Source organism: Ferruginibacter sp. (genome assembly GCF_028288465.1).
GTDB lineage: Bacteria > Bacteroidota > Bacteroidia > Chitinophagales > Chitinophagaceae > Ferruginibacter.
In genome coordinates, this window is the sequence record NZ_JAQBNR010000039.1 from 1 (window position 1) to 24143 (window position 24143).

Here is a 24143-nt window from a genome sequence, read left to right on the forward strand (position 1 = left end):
TTCAGGTGTAAAGTTGATGGAGCCTGGACTATTGATTTTTGCAAGAACACTAACGGGAATAGTTACCAATAATTTGCTGGCTTTAAATTCCTCACCTTCTGCCGTATATACGCTTACATCATTTGGCTGCCAGTCGATCTGCCTCACAATTTTACCGGTCATAATTTTAGCGCCCAATTGAATTGCCTGTTGTTCCATGTATTGAGTAAGCGAGCTATATCCGGATGGGATCCTGAAATTTTCTCCGTCTTCTGCATTCCATTCCGCATACAGGCTTTTAATACTTGCTTTTGTTATATCTGCCAAATCAAAACCTTCGGCATAGCCTGCTACTTCTTTGCGCAGCGCCCCATGAACTTGCGCTGAATAATAGGTTTCAAGAAATGTTTCCAGGGTCATGTCTTCCGGGGCCTCTTTTATGTCATCCAATAATTTATCCCAGCCTGCCGCCATTTTATTGTCGTTCACGAACCGCCCTTCCCTGAAGTGGTACATCTTTCCTTTTACGGGAACAGTTTTAATACCGGCTTTCGCTAATAAATTGAATGTTAGCGGCAATTTACCATGAATAAATTCTGCGCCGGTTTCAATTGTTTTGTCCTCCTTAATAAGAGAATTTATCCGGCCGCCGGTTTCGGCTTTTGCTTCCAGTACAGTCACTTCCATTTGCCCTGCCAGCAAATTAGCCGCCATCAGGCCTGTTGCCCCACCACCAATTATCAGAATTGATTCTTTTTTCATACAGAGTTTATTATCAATATTAAGCCAATGCGGGCAACGTTTTAGCCATTTTCCGGATGCTCAAATTTTTGAATGGAACGAATTGCTTACCTAATAAACAAAACCTGAATAATTTAAATTGGATAACTGAAAAACGTTTGTCATTAAAACTATACTCCAAATTGAGTTAAGTGATGATCCAGATGCTTATACAGCATATTGTTCCATTCTGTTTTTGTAAGCTTACCAAAGGAGTAGGAGCGTTTGCCGTCAAAATAACTTTCTCCCCGCTGTTGTGTTTTGGTAATATAATTGATCAGCCGCTGCTTTTCAGCATTAAAATCCTTTGTGTCTTTTATAATAAACTGTGGAGCGGTTTTACTGTTATGAGCATAAGGTGTTTCGCCTGTGACCTTACTTTTAACAAACGCCTTTAAAATAAATTTCATAACTGCATTGGGCGCCGGATGGATATTATCGTAAATCATTTCATAAGTAACATTGCAATGGGCAAGCATTTGCGCTACATTCATCTTTCCCCATTTTGGCTGTGTAGCCGGAGTAAGCGATTCAATTCGTTTTATAATGGAATCTGAAATTTCCTTTGTGAAAATGTTTAGCAGTGGCATAATCATTATTTTAAGTACCATTAAAAGTACAGGAATTTGTAGTGCTTGCGGATTTCTGGTATGCAAAAAAAGCAAGGTAAAGCCGGTAAAAAGCGAAAGCTTGGGCATAAAAAAAGGGCCAACTGTAAAAACAGTGCCCCGATTTAATCCGTACCCTATGAAAACTTTGCACAAGATATAAATTCCTTTTTAAAAAAGTAAAAAAAGTTTTTTTTCTTAAAAATAATCAAGCTGTTATCCATTTCATTGTGAATATCTTTTGAAATTTTTTATCTACTGTTGTATCCGGGCGAGGTAAAAAGTCTTCAATAACTACCGGGGCTTTATGTTGTCAGGATGCTAACTCACCACTGCCCACCTCCGATGTTAGGTTTATAATTAAAACTTATTGTGTACAAAAGATCAACGTTGCTGCTTGAGCCTGACTGAATACATGCCTTGCTTTAGCTAATCTTTACAGGTCATACTCAAACAGTACAAAACCCAATCCTAGATTAGCTGTTTGTGTTTATTATTTTGTAATAAAACTAATAAATGAAAAATGTTGATTGCCTTTTAGTTCTAAACTCTGTATGACGAATGTCGCCACCTGATTTGCCAGCTTGAAAAATAAAAAAAACTCCTATGATTCCTAACAAAATTGCCAAAGAAGCTATAGTCTTTGTTCCACCGTTCTTTCTAAAATTAAAAAAAATACCAGCAGCTGAGATTGCTCCAAGCACGTATAATGTAAGGGCCAATAAAGCAGCAAAATGTGCATGTTGATCAATGATCTTTTTTTCAACTGAAGGGATATCTTTTATCAGGTCTTCAGCCATCTCACCTGTTGAAGAACTTATTGCGGCAAAAACAGCGGCAATTATGAATAAAACATACGCGATGTTTTTTACAGTATGATTATTTGTAACTAATCCTGTAATCAAAACTCCTAGTCCAAATACTGTCCCCATTATTGGGATATGGTTTACACCCATATGTAAATGTGCCCCGTTCATACTTTTTCCTTTTTTATTATACTCCAACAATTAACTCTTATTTCTAAATGTAGAATTACTTACAAACCCTGATTCAGCCTGTCAGCTAACGAGCCTGTTTTGTAATTATTACTATTTATTTCTGCGCTTTTTTTAAGCCACCCCCCGAAAGAAGAATACCCGAGCTGTCCGCAACATTCAATCGCAGTGTGCCTATTTGAGCATGGCCAACATCCAGCAGTGAAACTCCTGCTACTGAAGCAGTCAATGATCGAAGTGACATGGCTTCTTTGCTTCTGATATATCCATTGGTTGCGGACGTTATAATTTCATGTGTTTCAGTATTGACCGTAATTATTTTTTCTTTTTTTTCGTCTGTCCGGTTAACGTTGAATTCTGGCGACATTTCAAATATAACTTGTGATGAATCTTGCTGGGTAATGTTGAGTGAGTCAAGGTTTGGCGTCATGCTCTCCACTTCAAACAAGGATTTTCCTGTCATACGAACCGTGTATTGTTTTTGTTTCATTTTAAACATCTCCAGGTTGGTGTTAAACCCGTCGACATACAAAAGTTGTGGAGCAAAGATTCGTACAGGTGTGATATTTCTAAGCCATATTCTTTCATTTTCGTTTTGCGGTACAAAACTAAAGTTTACAAACAGGGTGTCATTTTTTACAAAGGCATCGATATCGCCTTTGTGATACCTGCTCCAGTCTTCAAAAATCCGCACAGAGCTGGTTGCACTCTGTTCAAATGCAATATGGGTATTGTTACCGCCGGTAATTTTAAGGTATTTAAAAGGGGCTTGTAGCACTTTCTTGTAGGTCCAGTAGAGGTCGCTTTTATCTATCTTGTCGTATTCTTTTTTTATAACGATATTGCTGCAAAGCATGCCGGCGATCAGCAATATCAGCAGGGTAAATAAAATAGTTGTACTTATTTTCATCATCATTGGTTTTTAAAATTGTCCTTTACAAACTGATCAAACAATATTTTTATTTCTTTAAAATCTATTTTAAGCAGGTAGATATTGCGCATAAAAACAGGCAGTTCATTTTCCATAAATTGTTCCCGCCTGAAACTTAGTATGCGCTCCATCGCATCATCTTCGGTGAAATAGCCCACACCTCTTTTATTGGTGATAATTTCCCGCTGTTGCAAAAAATCGTATGCCCGCTGAACCGTATTGGGGTTGACTTCCATTAAAATTGCCAACTCACGGATGCTGATAATTTTTTCGCCCAGGTTCCATTTTTTTAATAAAATCTGTTCACACACGTATTCTGCTATCTGTATATAAATTGCCGGGTTTTCTTTAAAGTCCATAGCGTTAAATTAAAATTCCTTCTCACGCAAACGTATAAAAGATGTAATAAACAAGATTGCAGGAAAAACATAGCTAACCATATTAAATGCGAAATCGGAGATTTTTTCAGGCAGCAGAATGGAGCCTTCAGCCTTACCAACCGGTATCATAACATAATGAAAAGGCCAGGCATCTTCGATTACTCCTCCAAAAACTATTTTCGCAAAAAGATGGTTTAGTAAGTACAGGCTAATTAATAGCCCGCATATAACCAGCGAAACTTTTATTAAACCCGCTTTATTAAAATATAGAGAGCCTGTTAACATAGCACTTACTGCAAAAAGAAACATGGGATAGACTTTCCATGCAAAAAAGCCATTAAAAGAAAGTGTGCCGACTGATCGGTACTGTTCTTTGTAAAACGGTGCAGCCGGGTCAAGGCTGTTGTGATAGATTGAAACAAAAGATGCATCCATCAACCGGTAAAAAAGCATAAATACAGTTGGGTATAAAACTGCTGCAATCAGTATACCGCAAAGCCATTTTTCCAAATGTGATGCCGGTAACGTAAGGTAAGATGAACCAATAGCATTCGAGGTAAAATGACTAAAAACAAAAGACGCCATAAAATAACTACCGCCAATAAGTCCCCATAAAAATGTAAGGTTTTGAGCCATAGTAAACCCGGAGATAGTCTTTGTGATGGCGTAAGTTATCAATATGAGCGCCAGTAACAACCCGGTAAAGCCGAACATCTGTATTGGTCTTTCAAGGAGTGTTTTCTTAAACAGCAAACCGAAGCGTTGCGGGCTGAAGGTGTTATTCATTTTTTTAAATTTTTTTTATTGAAAAATGGCTTTCGCTTTTGCCGGATTTTCGGTAACGCCGTTAAATAATTGTTCCAGGTCTATTTTAGAATCTTCCTGATTTGTATTTTCCATCACTACGGAGTAGCCTTTTAACGACTCCTCGGCATACAGCACTTTGCTTTTATCGTCTATTTCGCTAATCGTTTTAAAACAAAGTTTTTGTGCTATTTCAGTTATGGATGCATTCAGCAGCAGCGAACCATTGTCAACAATCACAACTCTGTCAATCAGATTATCCAGATCCCGTATCTGGTGAGTCGAAATAAAAATTATTCTTTCATTGTCAAATACCGACGATATCAATTTACGGAAGCGGATCTTGGAAGGAATGTCCAGCCCGTTTGTTGGCTCATCCAATAATAAAATTTTTGTGTTGCAGGCCAGCGCAAATGCAATGATGAATTTTTTTTGCTGGCCGAACGACAGGGTATTTAGCTTGCCCTGGTCTTTTACATCCAGCTGCCCGAGATAGCTAAAAAACTGTTCTTTGTTAAAAGCAGGATAGGGAGCAAACAGGTGCATGTATTTGTGAATGGTTAATGCTGGTATATTCACTTCTTCGGGAATGAAATAAATGGTTTGCAAAAAAGCGGGCAATCTCTTTTTAGGGGAGTAGCCATTGATTGTAATATTGCCAATAGTAGGAAACAGCAGCCCTACAAGATTTTTTAACAAGGTAGATTTGCCAGCACCATTTTTGCCCAACAGGCCGTAGATGCTGCCTTCTTCGAGGTTTAGGGTTAGGTTTTTATACAACAGCTTTTTCTGGTTATAACCAAAGGAGAGATTCTCTATCTGTATCATTAGTGTATTAGTTAAGTAGTACACTGTAAAAATAGGAATACTTTTTTAATTACCAACTATTTTTTTGGTGTATAGAAAAAGGTTGGATGAAGACAGTTCTGTATAATTTGTGATGGCTAAATGGGCGGCAGTTTTTACCCGGAAAACACTACTTATGATGGGTTTGAATAACGCTTATTGATGTTTGTAAATGGAATGAAACACAGGTTGTTCATTGGAAGCGTGCAATTTTGCTTTACTGGCATTTATCTTTTTCAGCAACAGTTTATTTTCCTCTGCCAGGGTGCTTGCAATTATTTTGAGCTGATGTTTTTCATTTGGCGGAATCGCTTCAGAACGCATCGCTTTATGTAAATACCGCATGGTAACATAGTCGTCATGCCATGCGCCAAGTAAATGTGATAGCGCATATTCCGGCTTATTGCTTTGTTCCTCCTTTTCCAGCCCAAGACATTTTTTTGTAAAGGAAATTGTTTTTAGCAGCTTGCGAACGTTGTGTTGTTGCTTCGCTGATGCCACATTTTTTTTGCCGCTCCTTTCGTACATCAGCTCATACAGTTTGTGCAGGTAACGATTGCTTTTTTTTTCGGTAATACCGGAAAGAAAAGGAGCGGTTTTCTTATGCGTTGTTTTGAATGATTTTACCTTGTGTTTGTGCACGAGGCTAAAAAAAAGGGCACACTGTTTTGCCGTAATTTTTTCAAGATAATTAGAGTATTGCGGTAGGGAACTGTCAGGTAAACTTCTTTCCACCACCGTTTTGGCTATATCAAGTTCCCGCACAATGCCGGCCTGTTTGAAAATAATTTTATAAGGCCGCAAAGTTTTTTTTCGGGGAAAATCTTTTGAGCAGAATTTGAGCAATTTAAAAAAGGCCGCCAGCTTTTTAATTTCTATGCGCAGTTGGTGAAAGCTTTCGGGGTTATGAGGAGCGGACGTATTTTGTAAAAGCGCCGAAACGATTTGCAGGTGGTGCTTAAAATATGTTTTTACTGGTTTCATGGCCGGTTTACCCGTAAAACTGCTCACAATGAAAATGGCGGTTGCAGGTTGAACAAAAATTATATGCTTTGATGGTACGAAGTTATACCATATTAGATATGAAGCGAAATGTAGTTTGCGGTTGTTTTGTAACCCTGCTTTTGTAGAAAATTATACCCGTATTGCTCATTAATGTTTTGCCCCCTTATTTATCATTATAGTCTAAATGAACAGAAGCAAGGGGCGTGTTAACCCACACCTGTATTAACCGCGGATTTGCAATTGCTGGTACGCTTATAGTTATTCCACTGTCATAAACCAGCATTTTTCATGAATAGCAAAGGGACTTCTTCCAAACTGACAAAATTTTTTAAGGTGCTGGGCCCTGGCCTGGTAACAGGTGCCAGCGATGATGATCCCAGCGGTATTGCTACCTATTCTCAGGCAGGGGCTAAATTTGGCTTAACCACTTTGTGGGTAGCCCTGATAACATTTCCATTGATGGCTGCAATACAGGAAATGTGCGCCAGAATAGGCATCGTGACTTCTGTTGGCCTTACCACTACCCTAAAAAAGCATTACTCCAGGTTTCTGCTTTACCTGATGCTCATATTCAGCGTACCAGCCATTGTACTCAATATCGGAGCAGATATTGCCGGCATGGGTGCGGTTGCCAACCTGCTCCTTCCTTCTGTTTCACCCATTATTTTTAGCGTTGCATTTACGTTGCTGCTGCTCGTTATGATTATTTATTTGCCTTATCAAAAAATGGTAGCCGTGCTAAAATATTTATGCCTGTCGCTGCTATTGTATATTGCCGTCCCTTTTTTCACGCACCCCGACTGGTGGCAGGTGGCACGCCGCACATTTATTCCGACAATTCATTTCAATAAAGATTTTATTGAAATACTGGTAGCACTATTGGGAACTACTATTTCTCCCTATTTATTTTTCTGGCAGGTAACCATGGAGGCTAAAGATGTACAATCATCCCGGCAATTGTTTCTTGCCCGGCGGCGAATTTTAAAAAATGAAGAGGATCATACGGTTGCGCATGCAAAAGAGAAAAACTTTATGTCATTACTGATTAAAAAAATGCAACTGGATGTAAATCTGGGTATGTTGCTTAGCAACCTGGTAATGTTTTTTATTATTCTTGCAACAGGGACGGCTTTGTTCGGTCATGGCATTTCCCAGATTGATACAGTAGAGCAGGCGGCGAAAGCTTTGCAGCCGGTGGCCGGCGACGCCTCTTACCTGGTATTTACCGTAGGAGTTATTGGCACGGGCTTATTGGCTATACCAGTTTTGAGCGGCTCGTTATCCTACATCGTTTCTGAAACTTTTGGATGGAAGGGTGACCTGGATAAAAAATTTTTCCAGGCCAAATCTTTTTACATCGTCATAATTATTTCTTTGTTGCTTGGGCTGATGATTAATTATTGGGGACTAAGCCCCATTAAAGCCTTGTTTTATACAGCTATCCTGTATGGATTAACATCTCCTCTTTTGATTGGCATTGTACTGCATATAGCCAATAACAAAAAAATAATGAAAACCCATACCAATAGCAGGCTGTCGAACGGGCTGGGATTTGCTACGTTGATTGTGATGACAGCTGCTGCGGTGGCTTTGATCTGGCTGCAGTTCTGATCGAAAAAAAAATATTTTATCACGCTTAAAATTTATAACTATGGGATTTGATCAGTATCACGAGCCACCGGAAGAATTATCCGATGATACGAGAACTTTTGCAAGGATGATTACTTCATTAACAGAAGAAGCCGAAGCAATTGGCTGGTACGAGCAACGGATTTCACTTGAGAAAGACAGGCAGGCAAAAGCAATTATGGAAAATGCACAAAAGGAAGAAATGAAGCATTTTGGCATGGACCTGGAATTTTTATTGCGCAAAAAAGAAGTCTGGCGTACAACGCTGAAAGCCATTCTTTTTACCGATGGCGACATTGTTGAAATGGGCAAAAAAGGAGAGGAGAAGGCGGAAGGCTAATAGAGCTTTTGAAAATGTATTCAACAAACAAGTGGTACCGGTGTGTGTAACAATATGCAGGGTACTTCTTGTTTTTATGTATCTTTTGTAATAACCTGTCTGATAAATATCATGTGTTAAACTGTTATTCCTCATTTGCCTGCGTCAGCAAAAAGATAGATTCGTAAAAAATAACCATCATGGAAAGTCACGATCTGTTACATGAATTTCCCGGACACAGGGAAAAAATTTTAGCGCTCCAAAAAGGAAGCAACCGTTTTAGAAAACTCCAGGAAGAATACAATGCTGCAGACAGCCAGATTCACCGCATTGAAACCGGTGCTGAAGCTACAACAGATGAACACCTGAATGAATTACGAATGAAAAGGGTACATCTTAAAGACAGCTTGTATCATTTTTTAATTTAACTGCAAAGGGTATAAATTTTCCTTATCAACTTGAAAAAGATTTTTCAAGAGGAGTTTATTGTGAGATCGTTGATCGACTAACGAACACATTGAATAATCCTCCCGGTAGAAGTTGACTAAAAACTATGTCGACATTTTGTGATGGGTTTTTAAAATTAATTCTATAAAAATTCAGGGGAAAAATAATAGTTTTTTTGTCCCGTTTAAATACTACGCCGCTGTAGTCAGTCATTTATATAAAGGCTACACAAACATTTAAACATTCATTTTTCGGACAATAGTCTCTACACACTATGAAATACCCCCTATCAAAATTATTCCGGCTAGTCCGTCTTACCGCATGTATATTGGTTTTATTCAGTTCATGTAACAAATCAGACAGTGTTTCCAGTACGCAAGGCAGCGACCATCCCGGCATTGATTCATTGGTGAGTATGGATGCCCCTGCCTCCTTTAACTATGAAACTTTCAGGGAGGTTGCGTTGGATGTTACGTTACTTGCACCCGATAACACGCCGATTGCAAATGTGCCAGTTAGTTTTTTAAATAAGTCGAAGGAAATGGGTGGCACGGTTCTGTATAAAAGCCTTACAGATGAAAATGGAAAAATTAGTGGTACTTTAAAAATTGCCATTTCAAGAGTAGAGGTAAATCCAATTGATGTTCCGGTAGATACAGATCATGATGGCGTAAATGATGTATATGACGATTTTCCAACTGATCCAACACGTGCCTATTTAAACTATTACCCCAGCGCCGCCACCATGGGCACTGTTGCTTTTGAAGATTACTGGCCTTTTTCAGGTGATTATGATATGAACGACCTGGTAGTGGATTACCGTTATGCAGTTGTATCAAATGCTATAAATAAAGTAGTTGAAATGAAAGCCAAATATGGTTTAAAAGCGGCAGGAGCCAGTTATAAAAATGGCTTTGGAATTGAGTTTCCTTTTGCGCCTTCACTGGTGAGTTCAGTCACAGGAAGCTTGGTTAGCAGTAACCACGTGGTTACATTGGGAAGCAACGGTTGTGAAACCGGGCAAAGCAAAGCGGTGATTATTCCTTTTGATGATGCGGCAGCTGCAATGAATACCACCGGGCTGTTCAATACTTATACTGGCGGCCAATATTTTACAAGGGATACCATCAGTATGAATATTGGTTTTACCAGAGCACTGACACAAACGGAGCTCGGTACTGCGCCTTTTAACCCGTTTATTATAATCAACGGTGTAAGGGGAAGAGAGGCCCATTTGGCAGGCTACACCTACCAACAAAGTGGATACAAGATATTTTAAAACAGGCGCAGATAATACCATTCCGGGACAAAACAAATATTATAGAACGACTACCAATCTGCCATGGGGACTTGCCTTTACCGAGTCATTTCAGTATCCTGCCGAGCAGAAAATCATCAGCCGGGCCTATACCAATTTTGTTAGCTGGGCTAAATCCGGCGGAACGCTCAATACCAATTGGGTAAAGGATTCTAGCCACATCAATACCGGTTTAATATATGACCATTGATTTTAAAACAAATTATTTTCAATAGCCGGGTAAACTGCCCGGCTATATTTGTGATTAATATTTATTGAACTCTGTACATGGGTCTTGTTAAACAGGTAGGGCCGCCACCACCTTTCACACTTATTTCCTCGCCTTTGTACACAGTTACTTTACAACCGGCTTTTTCAAGGGCAGCTTTTGTCTTTGGGTTACCATCAACCATCACGCAATCCCTGGGCGCCAATGCCAGCACATTGCAGCCCATGCTGTCAAATTCTTCGTCGGGCACTTCAACCAATTCGTAACCGCGTTGTATCAGCAACTCACGAAACACTACCGGCATCAGTGGTGAATATACTACTGCAAGATTGGTATCAACCGGGCTTAAAATTGACATCAGGTGAAATACATCCAATGGGCCTTTATAGTGTGGCAATGGCACTGTAATTACTTCCACATTCAAAGGTTTCAGCAAGGCGGTAAGTTGGCGGATACCTTCAGCGTTGGTTCGGTAACCATGGCCGACGGCCATGGTGTGTTCATTCAGCCAGGCAACATCGCCGCCTTCTAAAGTACCGGGGGCTGAAATGCTGCCCAATATTTTTATGCCATTGGCTTCAAATACTTTTTGCTGTGCCAGCGGTTCCTGCTTTCTTGCCTTCTTACCCATATTGCAAAGAATCATCCCGCCGTCGGTTGCAACAGCCGCATCGCGGCAATAAACCGAATCCATATTCACTGTGCCATCTTCAGGAAAATAAAAAATATCTGCTCCAAGATTTTTTAAAACCGCTTCAAAACCGGCATATTCCGCTACCGCTTCATCCAATAAAGGTTTGCTGATAAAATTCAATTCTTTCCAATGCTGTTCAATGTGGGCATCGTTAATGAAGGCCTGCTGAACTTTTTTTATAAACAGCGATTTTATTTTTCCGGTATCAGAGTGACAGGTCATTTTTGATTGCATGGTTTATTGGCTTGGCCATTTTTAAAATGATAAGAGCCGGAAAATTACTTAATAATGATCAGTAAACAGAACAGGCAAAGAATTACCGCTTCCCGATACATCATTATTCTCTTGAAAGGGTTTAATCAGATAAAGATTTACGGGAGATGGTTTTTAAAATATTTCTTTACAAAAAATCCGGCGGATAATAAAACACGCCTATCTTGCTTTTTTAAATAGTGGATAAGCAAATATGATTGAATTATTAAAGACTATCATCCCTGAGAACCGCGTAAAAACCAGGTACATCGATCTTGTATCATTTGCAGCAGACGCGGGATTTTATCACCTTTTACCAAAGGCTGTAGTACAACCAATCAGCGAAGCAGAGATCATTTCATTGTTTCAGTTCTCACAAAAAAATAAAATCCCTCTTGTATTTCGCACAGGTGGTACCAGTCTCTCCGGTCAATCTATAACTGATGGTATCCTGGTGGATTTAAGTCAGCACTGGCGAAATATAAAAGTAGAAGATAATGGTAAATTAGTTCGTGTACAGCCCGGCATTACGGGTGCCATGGTTAACGCCCATTTAAAAAAATACAATCAAAAAATAGGCCCCGATCCTTCCAGCATCAGCGCTGCAATGATGGGCGGCATCCTGTCGAATAATGCCAGTGGCATGTGTTGTGGCGTAACATTAAATTCTTATCACACCACCAGATTTATACGTTTTGTTTTACCTGATGGCAATACCTTTAGCACCGAAAACAAGGCGGACTATAGCCGCTTTGAAACAGAGTGCTCACGTTTATCCGATTCCCTGACAGCAATAAAAAATGAAATTTGTCAAAACGAGTCATTGTATAAAAAGATACGGGTAAAGTACCAGACAAAAAATACAGTAGGGTATTCATTGAATGCGTTTATTGATCATACACATCCGCTGGATATTATAGCACACCTGTTAATTGGTGCAGAAGGAACTCTTGCGTTTATTGCAGAAGCCGTTTTACAAACTGTGCCTGACGAGCAATTTAAATCGACAGCACTACTGTATTTTCCAACAATCAAAGCCGCCTGCGAAGCAATTGTTCCGCTGGCGGATGCAGGTGCTGCGATGGTAGAACTGATGGACAGGGCTTCATTGCGTTCGGTAGAAAATTTACCCGGTATGCCTGCCATTGTAAAGACTCTGCCTGAATCTGCGGCTGCTTTGCTGATCGAATTCCAGGAGAGCAGCTGGAGGGTGCTGGAAGAACGGGTCAGCGCATTTTTGCTTTCAACGCCTTCGCTTGAGTTGTACAATGCGCCCGTATTTACAAGTGATGATGCAGAAAGGGAATTTTTGTGGAAGGTAAGAAAAGGGCTTTTTCCTGCAGTGGGTGCAGTGAGGGCGAGCGGCACAACGGTGATACTGGAAGACATTGCTTTTCCGGTGAAGCAGTTGGGCGAAGCCATTACAGATCTGCAAAAATTGTTTGAACTGTATGAGTATAACAATGCCATCATTTTTGGCCATGCCAAAGATGGGAATATTCATTTTGTGGTTACTCAGTCCTTTAATACAAAAGCAGAAGTTACCCGCTATGATTTGTTTATGCGGGAGGTGATAGAACTGGTGGTAAAAAAATACGACGGCACATTAAAAGCGGAACACGGCACGGGCCGCAATATGGCGCCGTTTGTAGAAACAGAGTGGGGGCATGAAGCGTATGAAATCATGAAAAAAATAAAGCTGGCCGTTGACCCATTCCTGCTTTTAAATCCCGGCGTAATTATTAATGACGATAAAAATGCGCACATAAAAAACCTGAAAGAGTTACCCGCGGTGGAAGAAGAAGTAGACAAATGTATTGAATGCGGTTACTGCGAACATAAGTGCCCGAGCCGCGATATAACGGCTACACCAAGGCGCAGAATCGTAATAAGGAGAGCCTTAAAAAAACTACAGTCAGCTTGTGACACAGTCAATTATAACCTGTTGCTAAAACAATCGGAATATGATGTGATAGACACCTGTGCAGTAGACGGGTTATGTGCCACAGCGTGCCCGGTTGATATCAATACAGGTGACCTGGTGAAACGTTTACGGAGAGAGAATCACAGCGCTAAAGCAAACAGGGTGGCCTTGTTTGTTGCAAAGCATTTTAAGTTTACAGAAAGGTTGCTGCGTATGGCTTTAAAATCAGGCACAGGCATAAATCATCTGCTGGGAAAAAATACGCTCACAAAGCTAACGGGAGGAGTAAAAAAAATTTTTCCTGCAATGCCATTGTGGTCAGCGCAGATAAATGCTGCGCCAGATTTGAAGGTATTGAAAATGAATGTTCCTGTTACAGGCGCAGCAACTACTATTATATATTTTCCAAGTTGCATATCCAGGATGCTGGGGACTTACCAGGGAAAGGAAAAAAATATTTTGCAAACCTTTATCAGCGTTTGTTCTAAATCAGGTGTTGCAGTGAAGATGTTGGATAACGTAAGCGGCAGTTGCTGCAGCCAGATTTTTTCTTCCAAAGGTTTTAGCGCAGCAGCAGCATTTACGGCGAATGCCATTGCTGAAAACTTATATAAAAGCAGCGAAGGTGGTCGTTTTTCAATAGTTATTGATGTTAGTTCCTGCGCTTACACATTGCACCACATTCGCCCGTTGCTTTCAGAAGAAAACAAACAAAAATTCGATCAGCTCACCATTCTTGACAGTGTTGATTTTTTACACGGTATTATTTTACCCGTGGCGTTAGTGCAGCATAAGAAAGCGAACATATTGTTACACCCGGTTTGTTCTTTAGAAAAAATGAAAACCACCGCTAAATTTATACAAGTAGCCAAACACTTTGCTGCAACAGTAACAGTGCCTGAAAATACCGGTTGTTGTGGCATGGCAGGCGATCGCGGATTTTTATTTCCAGCTTTAACAGCCTCCGCGACCAACCATGAAGCCAGTGAAATACGGGCGCTGAAATTTGACGGATATTATTCAACTACCAAAACCTGTGAAATGGCGATGTCGGCTGCAGTAGACCAAAATTATGAATCCATTTTATACCTCGTGGACGAGGCGATCTGACCTACTTATGCAGTCAAAATTCCAATCAATTTTTTTTTATATTCTTGATAAAAAGGAACTGTTAACAGAACGCAAACAATCGTAAAATTACTACTGCTGGCATTGTTTTTTCTCATGCATTAATTCAACAAATTTAAATTGTGTATGAAAAAAATAATGAGTTATGCAGCAGCTTTGCTGTTAATGGTAGTTGCGTTTTCGGCCTGTAAAAAAAGCGATAACAATAACAATATACGGAGGCCTTCTGCGGGACTGATGGCGTTTAACCTGGCACCTGATAAAGATGCGGTAAATTTTGTTGTTTCTGGTAACAGGCTCACCAATGCACCCCTGAATTACAATGGATTCACCGGGGGATACCTGGCTGTTGGCGTTGGATCGCAGGAAGTGAAATCTGTAAATCCGGGAAATGATTCAACCCTGGCCACCAGCACTGGAAATTTTGTTGACAGTATGTATTATTCCGTTTTTACAGTGGGTAAAGATGGAAATTACCGCAACATATTGGTTAACGATTCTTTAAACAGTCTTACCGTTTCAACCGGCCAGGCATATGTGAGGTTTATTAATGCTATAGCAGATTCAGCCTATATGCCGATGGTTACTATTTCTTCCGGCGATAGCAACATCGTTAATGCCAATGCACGTTTTGGCACTATATCTCCTTTCACAAAAATACGTGCAGGAAATATAGATGTTAAAATCAGCAACGGTGATAGTGTTGCCGCAACCCGCACAATCGCAGTAGATGAGTCTAAAGTTTATACGGTTTTATTAACAGGCTTACGTGGCGCAACGGATACTACTAAATCTATCCAGGTAAAGTACATCAATAATGGAACGGTAAAATAATTTTGCTGTAATTAATAAAAAATAGCGCAGTTGGCTTCGTGAAAACGAGGCCAACTTTCGTACAAGGCGCTTAGTTTCAGGATAGACTTAACGTCCAATATCTTATTTGCTTTACGGAAGCTATGTGCTGCCAGCAGGCATTTTTATTTTTAACTGTACTGTAAACCGGCTTCCCTTTCCTGCCTGCGAATCTACTTTAATAGTACCACCGTGCTGCTGTATAATTTGCCTGGATAAACTAAGGCCGATGCCTGAACCATTTTCTTTAGTGGTAAAGAATGGAATAAAAATATCTTCCAGGGCTTCCGGTTCTATGCCGGGGCCATTATCTGTAACGTCAATAAAAACCCATTGATTTTGTGTATAGGTAGTAATGTGTATCAAGGCATCTTTCGTATGTTCCAGTGCTTCTTTTGCATTTTTTATTAAATTAATAAGTACCATGGAAAGTTGCTCCGGGTCAGCTTGCACCAATTCATCGCCGGCCTTGCTCTCAACAGAAAAAGATATATGGGCCGCAACCATTTCAGGCTGTAACAGATTCATGATCTGCAATATCAGCGGGGCTACTTGTACCTCTGCAAAAGAAGGCGAAGGAATGCTGGTAAAACTCCGGTAACCATCTACAAAATTGATCATACCGATGCCACGGCTTTCCAGGGTTTGCAGCGCTTCCTGCAAATCGCCTTTGGCGCCATTGTCGTCGGCCGTGGCGGGTAATTCTGTATCCACGATATGTTTCATAGTTCCAATCAGGGATAAGATAGGTGTAAGTGAATTCATAATTTCATGGCGCAGCACCCGCGTTAAATTTTGCCAGGCTTCCACTTCTTTTTGTTGCAATTCCGGCTGTATGTTTTGCAGCGAAACAAGGTTTTTTATCTGGCCGCCCAGCCGGATAGAAACAATGTTAACAGATACCTGTAAGCCGTTGGCGCCCTGATATAAAAAATGTTTATCGGTTGTGTCATGCAGCTTTTCTGCCAGTTCCGCATGATTGGTTTTTAACTCAGCAATATTTTTAAGGCGGTAAAAGCCCAGCAGCTTGCAGGCCGCGCCATTGCTGAGTTCTATGCGCCCGTATTGATCATACAACATCAAACCTGTTTGTACATTTTGAATAATCGTATTAACCAGGTGAAGGCTCGCTTCGTTCTCCGCCCTTATTTTTCTAAAGGCCTCCAGTACTTTATTAAACTGCTTGTTCAGGCCCTGGAAACTTTTGCCAAAAGTATTATCCGAGGAAAATTTGATGCTGAAATCATCATATTGAATAGAATCGAAAAAGCGGGCGAGTTTTCGGTTGGTAGCATTGGAATAATAATACAGATCAAAACCGCGGTAGACGATAACGCCAAACAGCAATGCACAACTAAGCCAGTATATCACTTCTGTTTTTGCCTGGAGCAATTGTGTCAAACAGTATGCAAGTCCGGCGGACAAAAGAATAATCAGCACAATGCGCCAGAGAAGTCCCAAAGAAAAGCGTTTGAAAATCATAATGGTCTAAATCTTTTATCACGTTGCCCGGTCTTGTGGACAGGGTACCAATGTTGCCAGCAGGTTGCTTTGTGCAATAAAGATATAAAGTTAAACCATACCCCCTCATTTTGATTTATAGGAGGCAATAGGTGCGGAAAGCACCCGCAGATCAGCTGTAAGAAATTTTAACTGGTAAAATAAACGGTCACTGAATACCTGGCTTTATTTGGAATGATTTTCAAAGCCTTCAAAAGCACCGGCCGTGGCATCAGATGCGGCTTCATTTAGTCCTTCCTCTTTACTAACTTTTTCATTTTCCTTTTTATTTTTTGCAGTGCTGTCCTCTTCCTTCAGGTCTTCATCCAACGGCAAGCCGGTATCTGCCGGTTGCTTTTGCTGATAAATTTCCTTCTTAATAAAAACTTCGCTTTGCGGAAGCTCAGCCGGTTGTATAGTCTTGTCCTTGTTGTCTTGTTTCATAATAAACATTTCACCTATTGCTGTAAATTCTATGCCAGAAAGCAATACTATTTTAAGACTGTTGCAGTCAGCTCCGGATAATTCCCGGCCTTGATGACTACGGGTTTACTTGTAAGGGTCGGTTCATGGGGGTGTTTAGTTGGTGGTTGACAGCCTCAAAATATCTACCTTAGCTTTTTAATAAAATGTACTTCAAAATGAAAAAATATTTTTGCCTTTTTGTGCTAAGTGGTATGCTCTTTACTGTAGCGGAAGCTCAGCAACCAGCCAATATTGCGGCGGTTTCTGCTAAAATAAATGGACATCCTGCCTGGATTATGCAGGGAAATATTTATGAGGTCAACATTCGCCAGTACACGCCCGAAGGAACTTTTAAGGCATTTGCAAAACATCTTGACAGGTTAAAGAAAATGGGTGTGCAAACACTCTGGTTTATGCCGCTCAATCCCATCAGTAAGGTAGACCGTAAAGGCACTCTTGGCAGTTATTACGCCGTGTCCGATTATACATCCATTAATCCTGAATTTGGCACCATCACCGATTGGAAGCAATTGGTTAATGCAATACACGTAAAGGGGATGAAAGTAATCATCGACTGGGTGCCCAATCATACAGGCGGCGATCATCACTGGTTAAAGGAGCAACCCGATTTTTTTGTAAAGGATGCCAATGGTAATGCGGCCATAGCGGTGGATTGGGCAGATACCAGGCAACTGGATTATAACAACCCGGTAATGCAGGATAGTATGATTGCATGTATGAAATATTGGCTTGCCAAAACAGGTATTGATGGATTTCGTTGTGATGTAGCCTGGAATGTGCCTGGTGCTTTCTGGAGCAAATGCATCAGCCAGTTAAAGAAGATTAACAATAATATTTTTATGCTGGCAGAAGGAGATAAACCCTATCTGAGCCGCAGTGGTTTTGATGCCGTGTATCCATGGGATATGTTTCACATGATGATTAAAGTGGCCGCCGGCGAACGGCCGGCCTTTGCACTGGATAGCGTAAAAAACTATGCTGACACTGCCTTTGCCAAAAATGAAATACAAATGTACTTTACCAGTAATCATGATGAGAACAGCTGGAACAAGGCAGATTATGGTGTATTTCCCGGTGCTGTACATGCTCCGTTTGCTGTGTTCACGCAAACGATGTACAACGGTGTTCCGGAAATTTACAGCGGGCAGGAAGAGCCTGTATTGCGACCGTTGGAATTCTTTGAAAAAGATCCAATCGTTTTTGACAAGTATCTGCGGGCACCTTTTTATAAAACCTTATTGAACCTCCGCAAAAATAATCCGGCTTTATCCGCCAATGCAGCTTTTAGAAAGATCAATGCAGGAGATGATAAAGCGCTTTATGCTTATGTACGGGAAAAGGGCAGTAACAAAGTGCTGGTGATTTTAAACCTTTCATCAACAGAGCAAACGGTAAGGGTGACAGATAAACGCTTGTTTGGAAAACCTTACAATGTATTCATGGGTATAAAGGAGCCGCTGAGTGGTAAAGATTGGAAGATAGAACCCTGGGGATACGCCGTATACACGTATAACTCCACAAACAGGTAACAGCAGCGGACAGTCTTTTTATTTGGGAAAAATCTATCATCAACTAACTATTACAGTATTTTAATGAATCCTGTGACTAAATTGACGCCGCTATAATTAATGCCTTTGTATGGTGTAGATTGCAGGCAGGCAAAACTCAAAGGGATCAATCAGGGGGTTTCTTCTGGTCTGCAATTTACAGCGGTTGTTTCCATAAATAATAAAACCTGTTTTACAATGAAAGGAAGAATACACCGGCTGTTTTTTGTGACTGTTTTTTTATCTGTTGTATTATTGGCCAAGGCGCAACCAAACGTACATCCTCAATCAGCAACGTACGAGTGGCCAACAGATGCGCTAGTAAAAGCAAAATTAGACAAGTGGCAGGACCAGAAATTTGGAATGCTCATCCACTGGGGATTGTATGCCGTGCCCGGTATCATTGAATCATGGTCTATCTGCAACGAGGACTGGATTGAGCGGGATAGTACGTCGCATTACGAAGAGTATAAAAGTTGGTACTGGGGCTTGCAAAAAGATTTTAACCCGGTAAAATTTGATCCTGATCAATGGGCAAAAGCAGGTAAAGACGCCGGGATGAAATATGTGGTATTTACCACCAAACACCATGATGGCTTCAACATGTTTGATACAAAACAAACAGATTTCAAAATATCCGCTGGTCCGTTTAAAGACAATCCCAAAGCCAACGTAGCTAAATTTGTTTTTGATGCTTTTCGCAGAAATGATTTTATGATCGGCGCTTATTTTTCCAAGCCCGACTGGCACTCTGAGAATTTCTGGTGGCCGAAATATGCAACGCCCGATAGAAACACGAATTATGATATCCGTAAGTTCCCCTGGCGGTGGAATAAATTTAAAGACTTTACTTATAACCAGATCGGCGAGCTCATGCACGACTATGGTTCTATGGATATTTTATGGCTCGATGGAGGCTGGGTTCGTCCGCTGGAAACGGTGAACGAAGAAGTACGCAGTTGGGGTGCAGCCATACCGGCATGGAGCCAGGACATCGACATGCCACGCATTGCTGCCATGGCAAGAACGGCACAGCCGGGCTTACTGATTGTTGACCGGACAGTTCATGGACCATACGAAAATTACCAGACACCTGAACAAAAAATTCCCGAAAAGCAATTGGATCATCCGTGGGAAAGTTGTTTGACGCTCGCCAATAACTGGGGCTATGTTCCGAACGACCAGTTTAAATCTTCTGAAAAAATTATTCATACGCTGATTGAAGTGGTAGCCAAGGGCGGAAGCTTATTATTAGGGGTTGGACCAAAACCTGACGGTACATTTCCAGACAGCGCTACGGAGCGACTGGAAGAAATAGGGAAGTGGATGAAAGTGAATGGCAGCGCTATTTATGCCACCCGCACAACTCCTTACTACAACGAGAAAAATATTTGGTTCACGAAAAGTAAAACAGGCAATACTCAATATGCCCTTGTTTGCCTGCAAAAAGGAACCCCCATTCCGGCCACTATACAATGGACAACCAACCTGCCGGCAAAAGGAAGCAAGATGAAATGGCTGCAAACCGGTGAGAGCGTGAAATGGGTAATAGCAAAAGGCGTAGTAAATGTGCTGGTGCCAAAATCGGTATATAAAAGTAAAAAAAACTATCCTGCACTGGCTTTTTCATTCACCGGCAGCAGAATGTAGACCATAGAGAATTAACCGCAATAAACAAGACAAGCGTTTGCATAATAAAACAGTGTAAGCATCCTTATCTTTAAAGATCAATTCCCTTCCATCTGAAAATGTTTTACAACTATTTTATAACTGCATACTAAAACAAAAAAAATGGCTGATACAGCAACCTTGAACACGCCTTCAACCAACCTTGCTACACCCGCAAAAAATAACGGTCCGATTATTATTATCGGCTCCCTGTTTTTTATTTTCGGGTTCATCACCTGGCTGAATTCCGTGCTGATACCTTACCTGAAAATTGCCTGCGAGCTCAATAATTTTGAGTCTTACCTGGTTGCATTCGCATTTTACATTTCTTATTTCGTAATGGCCATTCCATCTGCACGGGTGTTAAAGGCAACAGGTTTTAAAAGAGGAATGGCAGTGGGGTTGGGTGTTATGGCTGTAGGCGCTTTGATTTTTATTCCGGCCGCAATGACCAGGACATACAGTTTATTTTTGCTTGGTTTATTTGTTCAGGGTACCGGGCTCGCTGTTTTACAAACTGCCTCCAATCCGTACATCACCATCATTGGTCCAAGGGAAAGTGCTGCCAAAAGAATCAGCATTATGGGTATCTGTAACAAAGTGGCAGGTTCTATCGCACCCATTGTGTTAGGTGCCATCACATTAAAAAATGCGGATGTTTTAAAAGAACGTTTGCTAACCATGTCGGCTGCTGAAAAAGCGGTGCAATTAAATGAACTGGCAGGAAGGGTTATCATGCCATACATCTGCATTATCGTAGTGCTGGTAATTCTAGCCGTAGCAATTAACTTTTCTCACCTTCCTGAAATTGATACAGAACACGAAGATGAAGCGGTGGCCAAAGCCAACAGCGGCAAAACAAGTGTGTTCCAGTTTCCGCACCTTATGCTGGGTGTGCTGACGTTGTTTTTATATGTAGGCGCAGAAGTGCTGGCCGGTGATACCATCATCAGTTACGGGGCTTCGCAGGGCATAGCCTTATCAACAGCTAAGTTCTTTACCACCTGCACTTTAATCGCAATGATAGTTGGATACATTGTCGGTATCATCGCTATTCCAAAGTATTTAAAGCAAGGCATCGCATTAAAATTCTCTGCCATCATTGGGGTTGTATTTTCTATCATTGCGATACTCACAACGGGATATACTTCAGTATTATTTATAGCATTGCTGGGGTTGGCTAACTCCCTAATGTGGCCGGCAATATGGCCGCTGGCAATTGCAGATTTAGGCCGTTTTACAAAAGTAGGTTCCTCGTTGCTGATTATGGCCATTGCAGGGGGCGCGGTACTTCCATTAATCTATGGTCGGCTGGCAGATGTACTAAGTCCGCAGCATGCCTACGTCATCTTAATACCTATTTACCTGTTTATTTTATATTATGCAGCCATCGGCAGCAAAATCAGAAAATAATATACCTGTTGTATAATTTTGTACAATTCTTTTTTTCAAAATATCCATATGTTGTATCTATCCCGGTTCAACCCTGTTAAACAAAAAAAATATTTACCCCTGCTTTTGGCAACCTGTTTTTTTGTTGTCACCAGCAACGCACAACAACTTACCAAATACGTTGATCCTTTTATTGGCACCGGCGGCCACGGCCATACTTATCCGGGAGCATCGGTGCCATTTGGTATGGTACAGTTAAGTCCGGATAACGGCGAAAACGGCTGGGACTGGTGCAGCGGTTATCATTACAGCAGCGACAGCATCCAAGGATTCAGCCACACGCATTTAAGCGGCACAGGCATAGGTGACTGGTGCGATATTTCTGTAATGCCCGCCGCCAGCATCTTACAGCCCGGCGAATATTATAAAGCAAAATACAGTCATGCAAATGAAAAGGCAAGCCCCGGTTTTTACCAGGTAAAATTCGACAATGGCATACAGGCCGCTTTTACTGCAACCGAAAGATGCGGCCTGCATCAATATAGTTTTCCTGCCACAGCAACACCGGTACTGCGTTTCGATCTTGGCTTTCATATCAACTGGGATACACCCACCGGAACTTACATCAAACAACTCAATGATTCAACCATTGTTGGCTACCGTTTTTCAAAAGGCTGGGCCAATGTGCAGCGCATTTATTTTGCCGCACGCACTTCTGTTCCAGTAAAAGAATTGCTGTTGAGCGAAGCAACCGAATCTGTAAAAGGCAAAGAAACAAAAGGAACCATGAGCATTGCGCAACTGGTTTTTCAATCTTTAAAGGGCAAGCCGGTTTTATTGAAAGTGGCGCTTTCTTCTGTGAGCACAGATAAAGCCCTTGGTGCTTTGTCAGAAATTAAGGGATGGAATTTCAACAGTGTAAAAACGACAGCCGAAACAAAGTGGGAGAGCGAGCTTAAAAAATTACAGGTTAAGACAACAGATGAAAAACTGAAGAAGGTTTTTTATACTGCGTTATATCACACCTGTATGGCTCCGGTATTGTATTCAGATGCAGATGGAACTTACCAGAATGTAAAAGGAGAAGTGCTTAAAATGCAGCAGGGGCAACGGTATACAGAGTTTTCGTTGTGGGATACCTTCCGTGCAGAAGATCCCTTGTTCTCCCTTACGCAACCCAAACGCATCCCTGATTTCATTAATACAATGATGGTTTTTTATAAAGAAAACGGCCTGTTGCCTATCTGGGATTTAAGCACCTGGGAAACCAATACCATGACCGGCTACCATGCCATACCCGTATTGGCTGATGCCATCTTAAAAGACATCAAAGGCATCAACGCCGCTGAAATATTTGAGGCCATGAAAAAATCGGCCATGCAAAATATACGGGGTACAGATTTGTACCGCCAGTATGGTTATGTGCCGCAGGATAAATACGGCAGCAGCGTAACGGTAACGGTTGAGTACAGTTATGATGACTGGTGTATTGCACAGGTGGCAAAGAAATTAGGCAAAATAGCCGACTATGAAACCTTTATGAAAAGGTCGGCCTCCTGGAAAAATTTGTTTGATCCGGCCACCGGTTTTATTCGTGCAAAAAATGCAGACGGAACGTGGGTAACGCCTTTTGATCCTTACCTTTCAGAGCATGATGAAAAGAAAGCCATGTACACCGAAGGCAATGCCTGGCAGCACTCTTTCTTTGTGCCGCACGATGTAACAGGTCTTGCAAAAGCCCATGGCAGCACAGAAAAATTTATCCTTAAACTCGATTCTTTATTCACCGTTAGTTCAGAAATAAAAGGCGAAAATAAATCACCCGACGTGAGCGGATTGATTGGCCAGTACGCCCATGGCAACGAGCCAAGTCACCACATTGCTTACATGTACAGTTTTGTCGGCGATGCCTGGAAAACGCAGGAGCGGGTGAAGATGATTGTAGATTCTATGTACCGCGATCAGCCGGACGGTTATGCAGGCAATGAAGATTGCGGCCAGATGAGTGCCTGGGGCGTGTGGAGTATGATGGGCATTTATCCCGGCAACCCCAGCAGCGGACAGTATGTTTTTGGTACGCTCATGATGGACGAAGTGAAGATGCAGTTGCCGTCAGGTAAAACCATGTTGCTGCAGGCAAAGAACAGGTCGGCCAATAATTTTTACATTCAAAGCGTGCAGTTAAACGGCAAAGCTTACAACAAAACGTATATAGATCATGCTACTTTATTAAAGGGAGGTACGCTGGTTTTCACCATGGGGTCGGCACCCAATAAACAGTTTGGCAGTGCCCCTGAAACATGGCCTGCATCAGCATCGGGTGATAATTGATTGTATAATTTCCAGGACTGGAAGAGCTCTAATTTTGTTTGTTTAAGTAAATGTTTTTTTACCAGCAGTTGTTTTTCATAGCAGCATCCTTGTGTCACTCACTTGTACAAATAAAGCCAT

The 24143-nt window shown here is 41.2% G+C and carries 20 protein-coding genes and 1 pseudogene; 10 read left to right on the top strand and 11 right to left on the bottom strand.

Annotated elements, in window-relative coordinates; all coding sequences use genetic code 11:
- The 8 genes from JWR61_RS15585 to JWR61_RS15620 form a co-directional block, all read right to left on the bottom strand.
- Nucleotides 1–741 (bottom strand): FAD-dependent oxidoreductase (locus JWR61_RS15585; protein ID WP_301928678.1); only part of this gene is annotated, 741 nt, incomplete at its 3' end.
- Between the two features lie 149 nt (nt 742–890).
- A complete protein-coding gene (locus JWR61_RS15590; RefSeq protein ID WP_301928679.1) occupies nt 891–1349 on the bottom strand; it encodes a DUF1569 domain-containing protein in 459 nt (152 codons plus the stop codon).
- Nucleotides 1350–1876: 527 nt separating this feature from the next.
- On the bottom strand, nt 1877–2344 hold the full coding sequence (locus JWR61_RS15595; protein ID WP_301928680.1) for a hypothetical protein: 468 nt from the start codon (nt 2342–2344) through the stop codon (nt 1877–1879).
- Between the two features lie 115 nt (nt 2345–2459).
- Nucleotides 2460–3278, bottom strand: coding sequence for a hypothetical protein (locus tag JWR61_RS15600; protein WP_301928681.1), 819 nt, complete (start codon nt 3276–3278; stop codon nt 2460–2462).
- Nucleotides 3275–3652, bottom strand: a complete 378-nt coding sequence (locus JWR61_RS15605; protein WP_301928682.1) for a GntR family transcriptional regulator — start codon at nt 3650–3652, stop codon at nt 3275–3277. Before JWR61_RS15605 ends, JWR61_RS15600 begins: the two co-directional genes overlap by 4 nt.
- 9 nt (nt 3653–3661) lie before the next feature.
- Nucleotides 3662–4459 carry a hypothetical protein gene (locus tag JWR61_RS15610; protein WP_301928683.1) on the bottom strand — a complete coding sequence of 266 codons (798 nt, stop codon included), beginning with the start codon at nt 4457–4459 and terminating at the stop codon, nt 3662–3664.
- Between the two features lie 15 nt (nt 4460–4474).
- Entirely contained in the window at nt 4475–5305 is an 831-nt protein-coding gene (locus tag JWR61_RS15615; protein ID WP_301928684.1) for an ATP-binding cassette domain-containing protein, read from the bottom strand.
- Nucleotides 5306–5479: 174 nt separating this feature from the next.
- Nucleotides 5480–6307: a CHAD domain-containing protein gene (locus tag JWR61_RS15620; RefSeq protein ID WP_301928685.1), complete on the bottom strand. Its 828-nt coding sequence runs from the start codon at nt 6305–6307 to the stop codon at nt 5480–5482.
- A gap of 309 nt (nt 6308–6616) precedes the next feature.
- On the opposite strand from JWR61_RS15620, the gene JWR61_RS15625 reads away from it, so the two are divergent.
- From JWR61_RS15625 to JWR61_RS15640, 4 genes and pseudogenes are all read left to right on the top strand, one after another.
- On the top strand, nt 6617–7939 hold the full coding sequence (locus tag JWR61_RS15625) for an Nramp family divalent metal transporter (RefSeq protein WP_301928686.1): 1323 nt from the start codon (nt 6617–6619) through the stop codon (nt 7937–7939).
- A gap of 40 nt (nt 7940–7979) precedes the next feature.
- A complete protein-coding gene (locus JWR61_RS15630; protein ID WP_301928687.1) occupies nt 7980–8297 on the top strand; it encodes a hypothetical protein in 318 nt (105 codons plus the stop codon).
- A gap of 179 nt (nt 8298–8476) precedes the next feature.
- Nucleotides 8477–8704 (top strand): YdcH family protein, encoded by a 228-nt coding sequence (locus JWR61_RS15635; RefSeq protein WP_290338679.1) that lies wholly within the window; start codon nt 8477–8479, stop codon nt 8702–8704.
- An 815-nt stretch (nt 8705–9519) separates the two neighbouring features.
- Nucleotides 9520–10231, top strand: a pseudogene (locus JWR61_RS15640) (LruC domain-containing protein).
- A 61-nt stretch (nt 10232–10292) separates the two neighbouring features.
- Here the strand turns inward: JWR61_RS15640 and JWR61_RS15645 are convergent.
- Nucleotides 10293–11177: a dimethylarginine dimethylaminohydrolase family protein gene (locus JWR61_RS15645; protein WP_301928688.1), complete on the bottom strand. Its 885-nt coding sequence runs from the start codon at nt 11175–11177 to the stop codon at nt 10293–10295.
- A gap of 232 nt (nt 11178–11409) precedes the next feature.
- Here JWR61_RS15645 and JWR61_RS15650 point away from each other — a divergent pair, with 232 nt between their 5' ends.
- Both JWR61_RS15650 and JWR61_RS15655 read left to right on the top strand, forming a co-directional pair.
- On the top strand, nt 11410–14229 hold the full coding sequence (locus JWR61_RS15650; protein ID WP_301928689.1) for an FAD-binding and (Fe-S)-binding domain-containing protein: 2820 nt from the start codon (nt 11410–11412) through the stop codon (nt 14227–14229).
- A gap of 144 nt (nt 14230–14373) precedes the next feature.
- Complete coding sequence (locus JWR61_RS15655; protein WP_301928690.1) at nt 14374–15081, top strand: DUF4397 domain-containing protein; 708 nt, start codon at nt 14374–14376, stop codon at nt 15079–15081.
- A gap of 120 nt (nt 15082–15201) precedes the next feature.
- Here the strand turns inward: JWR61_RS15655 and JWR61_RS15660 are convergent, their stop codons facing one another.
- Together JWR61_RS15660 and JWR61_RS15665 are read right to left on the bottom strand one after the other, a co-directional pair.
- Complete coding sequence (locus tag JWR61_RS15660) at nt 15202–16581, bottom strand: PAS domain-containing sensor histidine kinase (RefSeq protein ID WP_301928691.1); 1380 nt, start codon at nt 16579–16581, stop codon at nt 15202–15204.
- 204 nt (nt 16582–16785) lie between these two features.
- Nucleotides 16786–17043, bottom strand: coding sequence for a hypothetical protein (locus JWR61_RS15665; RefSeq protein WP_301928692.1), 258 nt, complete (start codon nt 17041–17043; stop codon nt 16786–16788).
- Between the two features lie 197 nt (nt 17044–17240).
- On the opposite strand from JWR61_RS15665, the gene JWR61_RS15670 reads away from it, so the two are divergent.
- The 4 genes from JWR61_RS15670 (at nt 17241) to JWR61_RS15685 (ending at nt 24023) form a co-directional block, all read left to right on the top strand.
- Nucleotides 17241–18614, top strand: coding sequence for an alpha-amylase family glycosyl hydrolase (locus tag JWR61_RS15670; protein WP_301928693.1), 1374 nt, complete (start codon nt 17241–17243; stop codon nt 18612–18614).
- A gap of 216 nt (nt 18615–18830) precedes the next feature.
- Nucleotides 18831–20282, top strand: coding sequence for an alpha-L-fucosidase (locus JWR61_RS15675; protein ID WP_301928694.1), 1452 nt, complete (start codon nt 18831–18833; stop codon nt 20280–20282).
- A gap of 141 nt (nt 20283–20423) precedes the next feature.
- A complete protein-coding gene (locus JWR61_RS15680) occupies nt 20424–21713 on the top strand; it encodes a sugar MFS transporter (RefSeq protein ID WP_301928695.1) in 1290 nt (429 codons plus the stop codon).
- Between the two features lie 48 nt (nt 21714–21761).
- Nucleotides 21762–24023: a GH92 family glycosyl hydrolase gene (locus JWR61_RS15685; RefSeq protein ID WP_301928696.1), complete on the top strand. Its 2262-nt coding sequence runs from the start codon at nt 21762–21764 to the stop codon at nt 24021–24023.
- The last annotated feature ends 120 nt before the right edge of the window (nt 24024–24143 follow it).

What these genes read in the sequence shown, in the direction of transcription:
- JWR61_RS15610 (WP_301928683.1), bottom strand. Translation starts at nt 4,459, where the DNA reads ATGAATAACACCTTCAGCCCGCAACGCTTCGGTTTGCTGTTTAAGAAA.
- JWR61_RS15620 (WP_301928685.1), bottom strand. Translation starts at nt 6,307, where the DNA reads ATGAAACCAGTAAAAACATATTTTAAGCACCACCTGCAAATCGTTTCG.
- JWR61_RS15595 (WP_301928680.1), bottom strand. Translation starts at nt 2,344, where the DNA reads ATGAACGGGGCACATTTACATATGGGTGTAAACCATATCCCAATAATG.
- JWR61_RS15605 (WP_301928682.1), bottom strand. Translation starts at nt 3,652, where the DNA reads ATGGACTTTAAAGAAAACCCGGCAATTTATATACAGATAGCAGAATAC.
- JWR61_RS15655 (WP_301928690.1), top strand. Translation starts at nt 14,374, where the DNA reads ATGAAAAAAATAATGAGTTATGCAGCAGCTTTGCTGTTAATGGTAGTT.
- JWR61_RS15625 (WP_301928686.1), top strand. Translation starts at nt 6,617, where the DNA reads ATGAATAGCAAAGGGACTTCTTCCAAACTGACAAAATTTTTTAAGGTG.
- JWR61_RS15630 (WP_301928687.1), top strand. Translation starts at nt 7,980, where the DNA reads ATGGGATTTGATCAGTATCACGAGCCACCGGAAGAATTATCCGATGAT.
- JWR61_RS15685 (WP_301928696.1), top strand. Translation starts at nt 21,762, where the DNA reads ATGTTGTATCTATCCCGGTTCAACCCTGTTAAACAAAAAAAATATTTA.
- JWR61_RS15650 (WP_301928689.1), top strand. Translation starts at nt 11,410, where the DNA reads ATGATTGAATTATTAAAGACTATCATCCCTGAGAACCGCGTAAAAACC.
- JWR61_RS15680 (WP_301928695.1), top strand. Translation starts at nt 20,424, where the DNA reads ATGGCTGATACAGCAACCTTGAACACGCCTTCAACCAACCTTGCTACA.
- JWR61_RS15660 (WP_301928691.1), bottom strand. Translation starts at nt 16,581, where the DNA reads ATGATTTTCAAACGCTTTTCTTTGGGACTTCTCTGGCGCATTGTGCTG.
- JWR61_RS15600 (WP_301928681.1), bottom strand. Translation starts at nt 3,278, where the DNA reads ATGATGATGAAAATAAGTACAACTATTTTATTTACCCTGCTGATATTG.
- JWR61_RS15635 (WP_290338679.1), top strand. Translation starts at nt 8,477, where the DNA reads ATGGAAAGTCACGATCTGTTACATGAATTTCCCGGACACAGGGAAAAA.
- JWR61_RS15675 (WP_301928694.1), top strand. Translation starts at nt 18,831, where the DNA reads ATGAAAGGAAGAATACACCGGCTGTTTTTTGTGACTGTTTTTTTATCT.
- JWR61_RS15615 (WP_301928684.1), bottom strand. Translation starts at nt 5,305, where the DNA reads ATGATACAGATAGAGAATCTCTCCTTTGGTTATAACCAGAAAAAGCTG.
- JWR61_RS15665 (WP_301928692.1), bottom strand. Translation starts at nt 17,043, where the DNA reads ATGAAACAAGACAACAAGGACAAGACTATACAACCGGCTGAGCTTCCG.
- JWR61_RS15590 (WP_301928679.1), bottom strand. Translation starts at nt 1,349, where the DNA reads ATGCCACTGCTAAACATTTTCACAAAGGAAATTTCAGATTCCATTATA.
- JWR61_RS15670 (WP_301928693.1), top strand. Translation starts at nt 17,241, where the DNA reads ATGAAAAAATATTTTTGCCTTTTTGTGCTAAGTGGTATGCTCTTTACT.
- JWR61_RS15645 (WP_301928688.1), bottom strand. Translation starts at nt 11,177, where the DNA reads ATGCAATCAAAAATGACCTGTCACTCTGATACCGGAAAAATAAAATCG.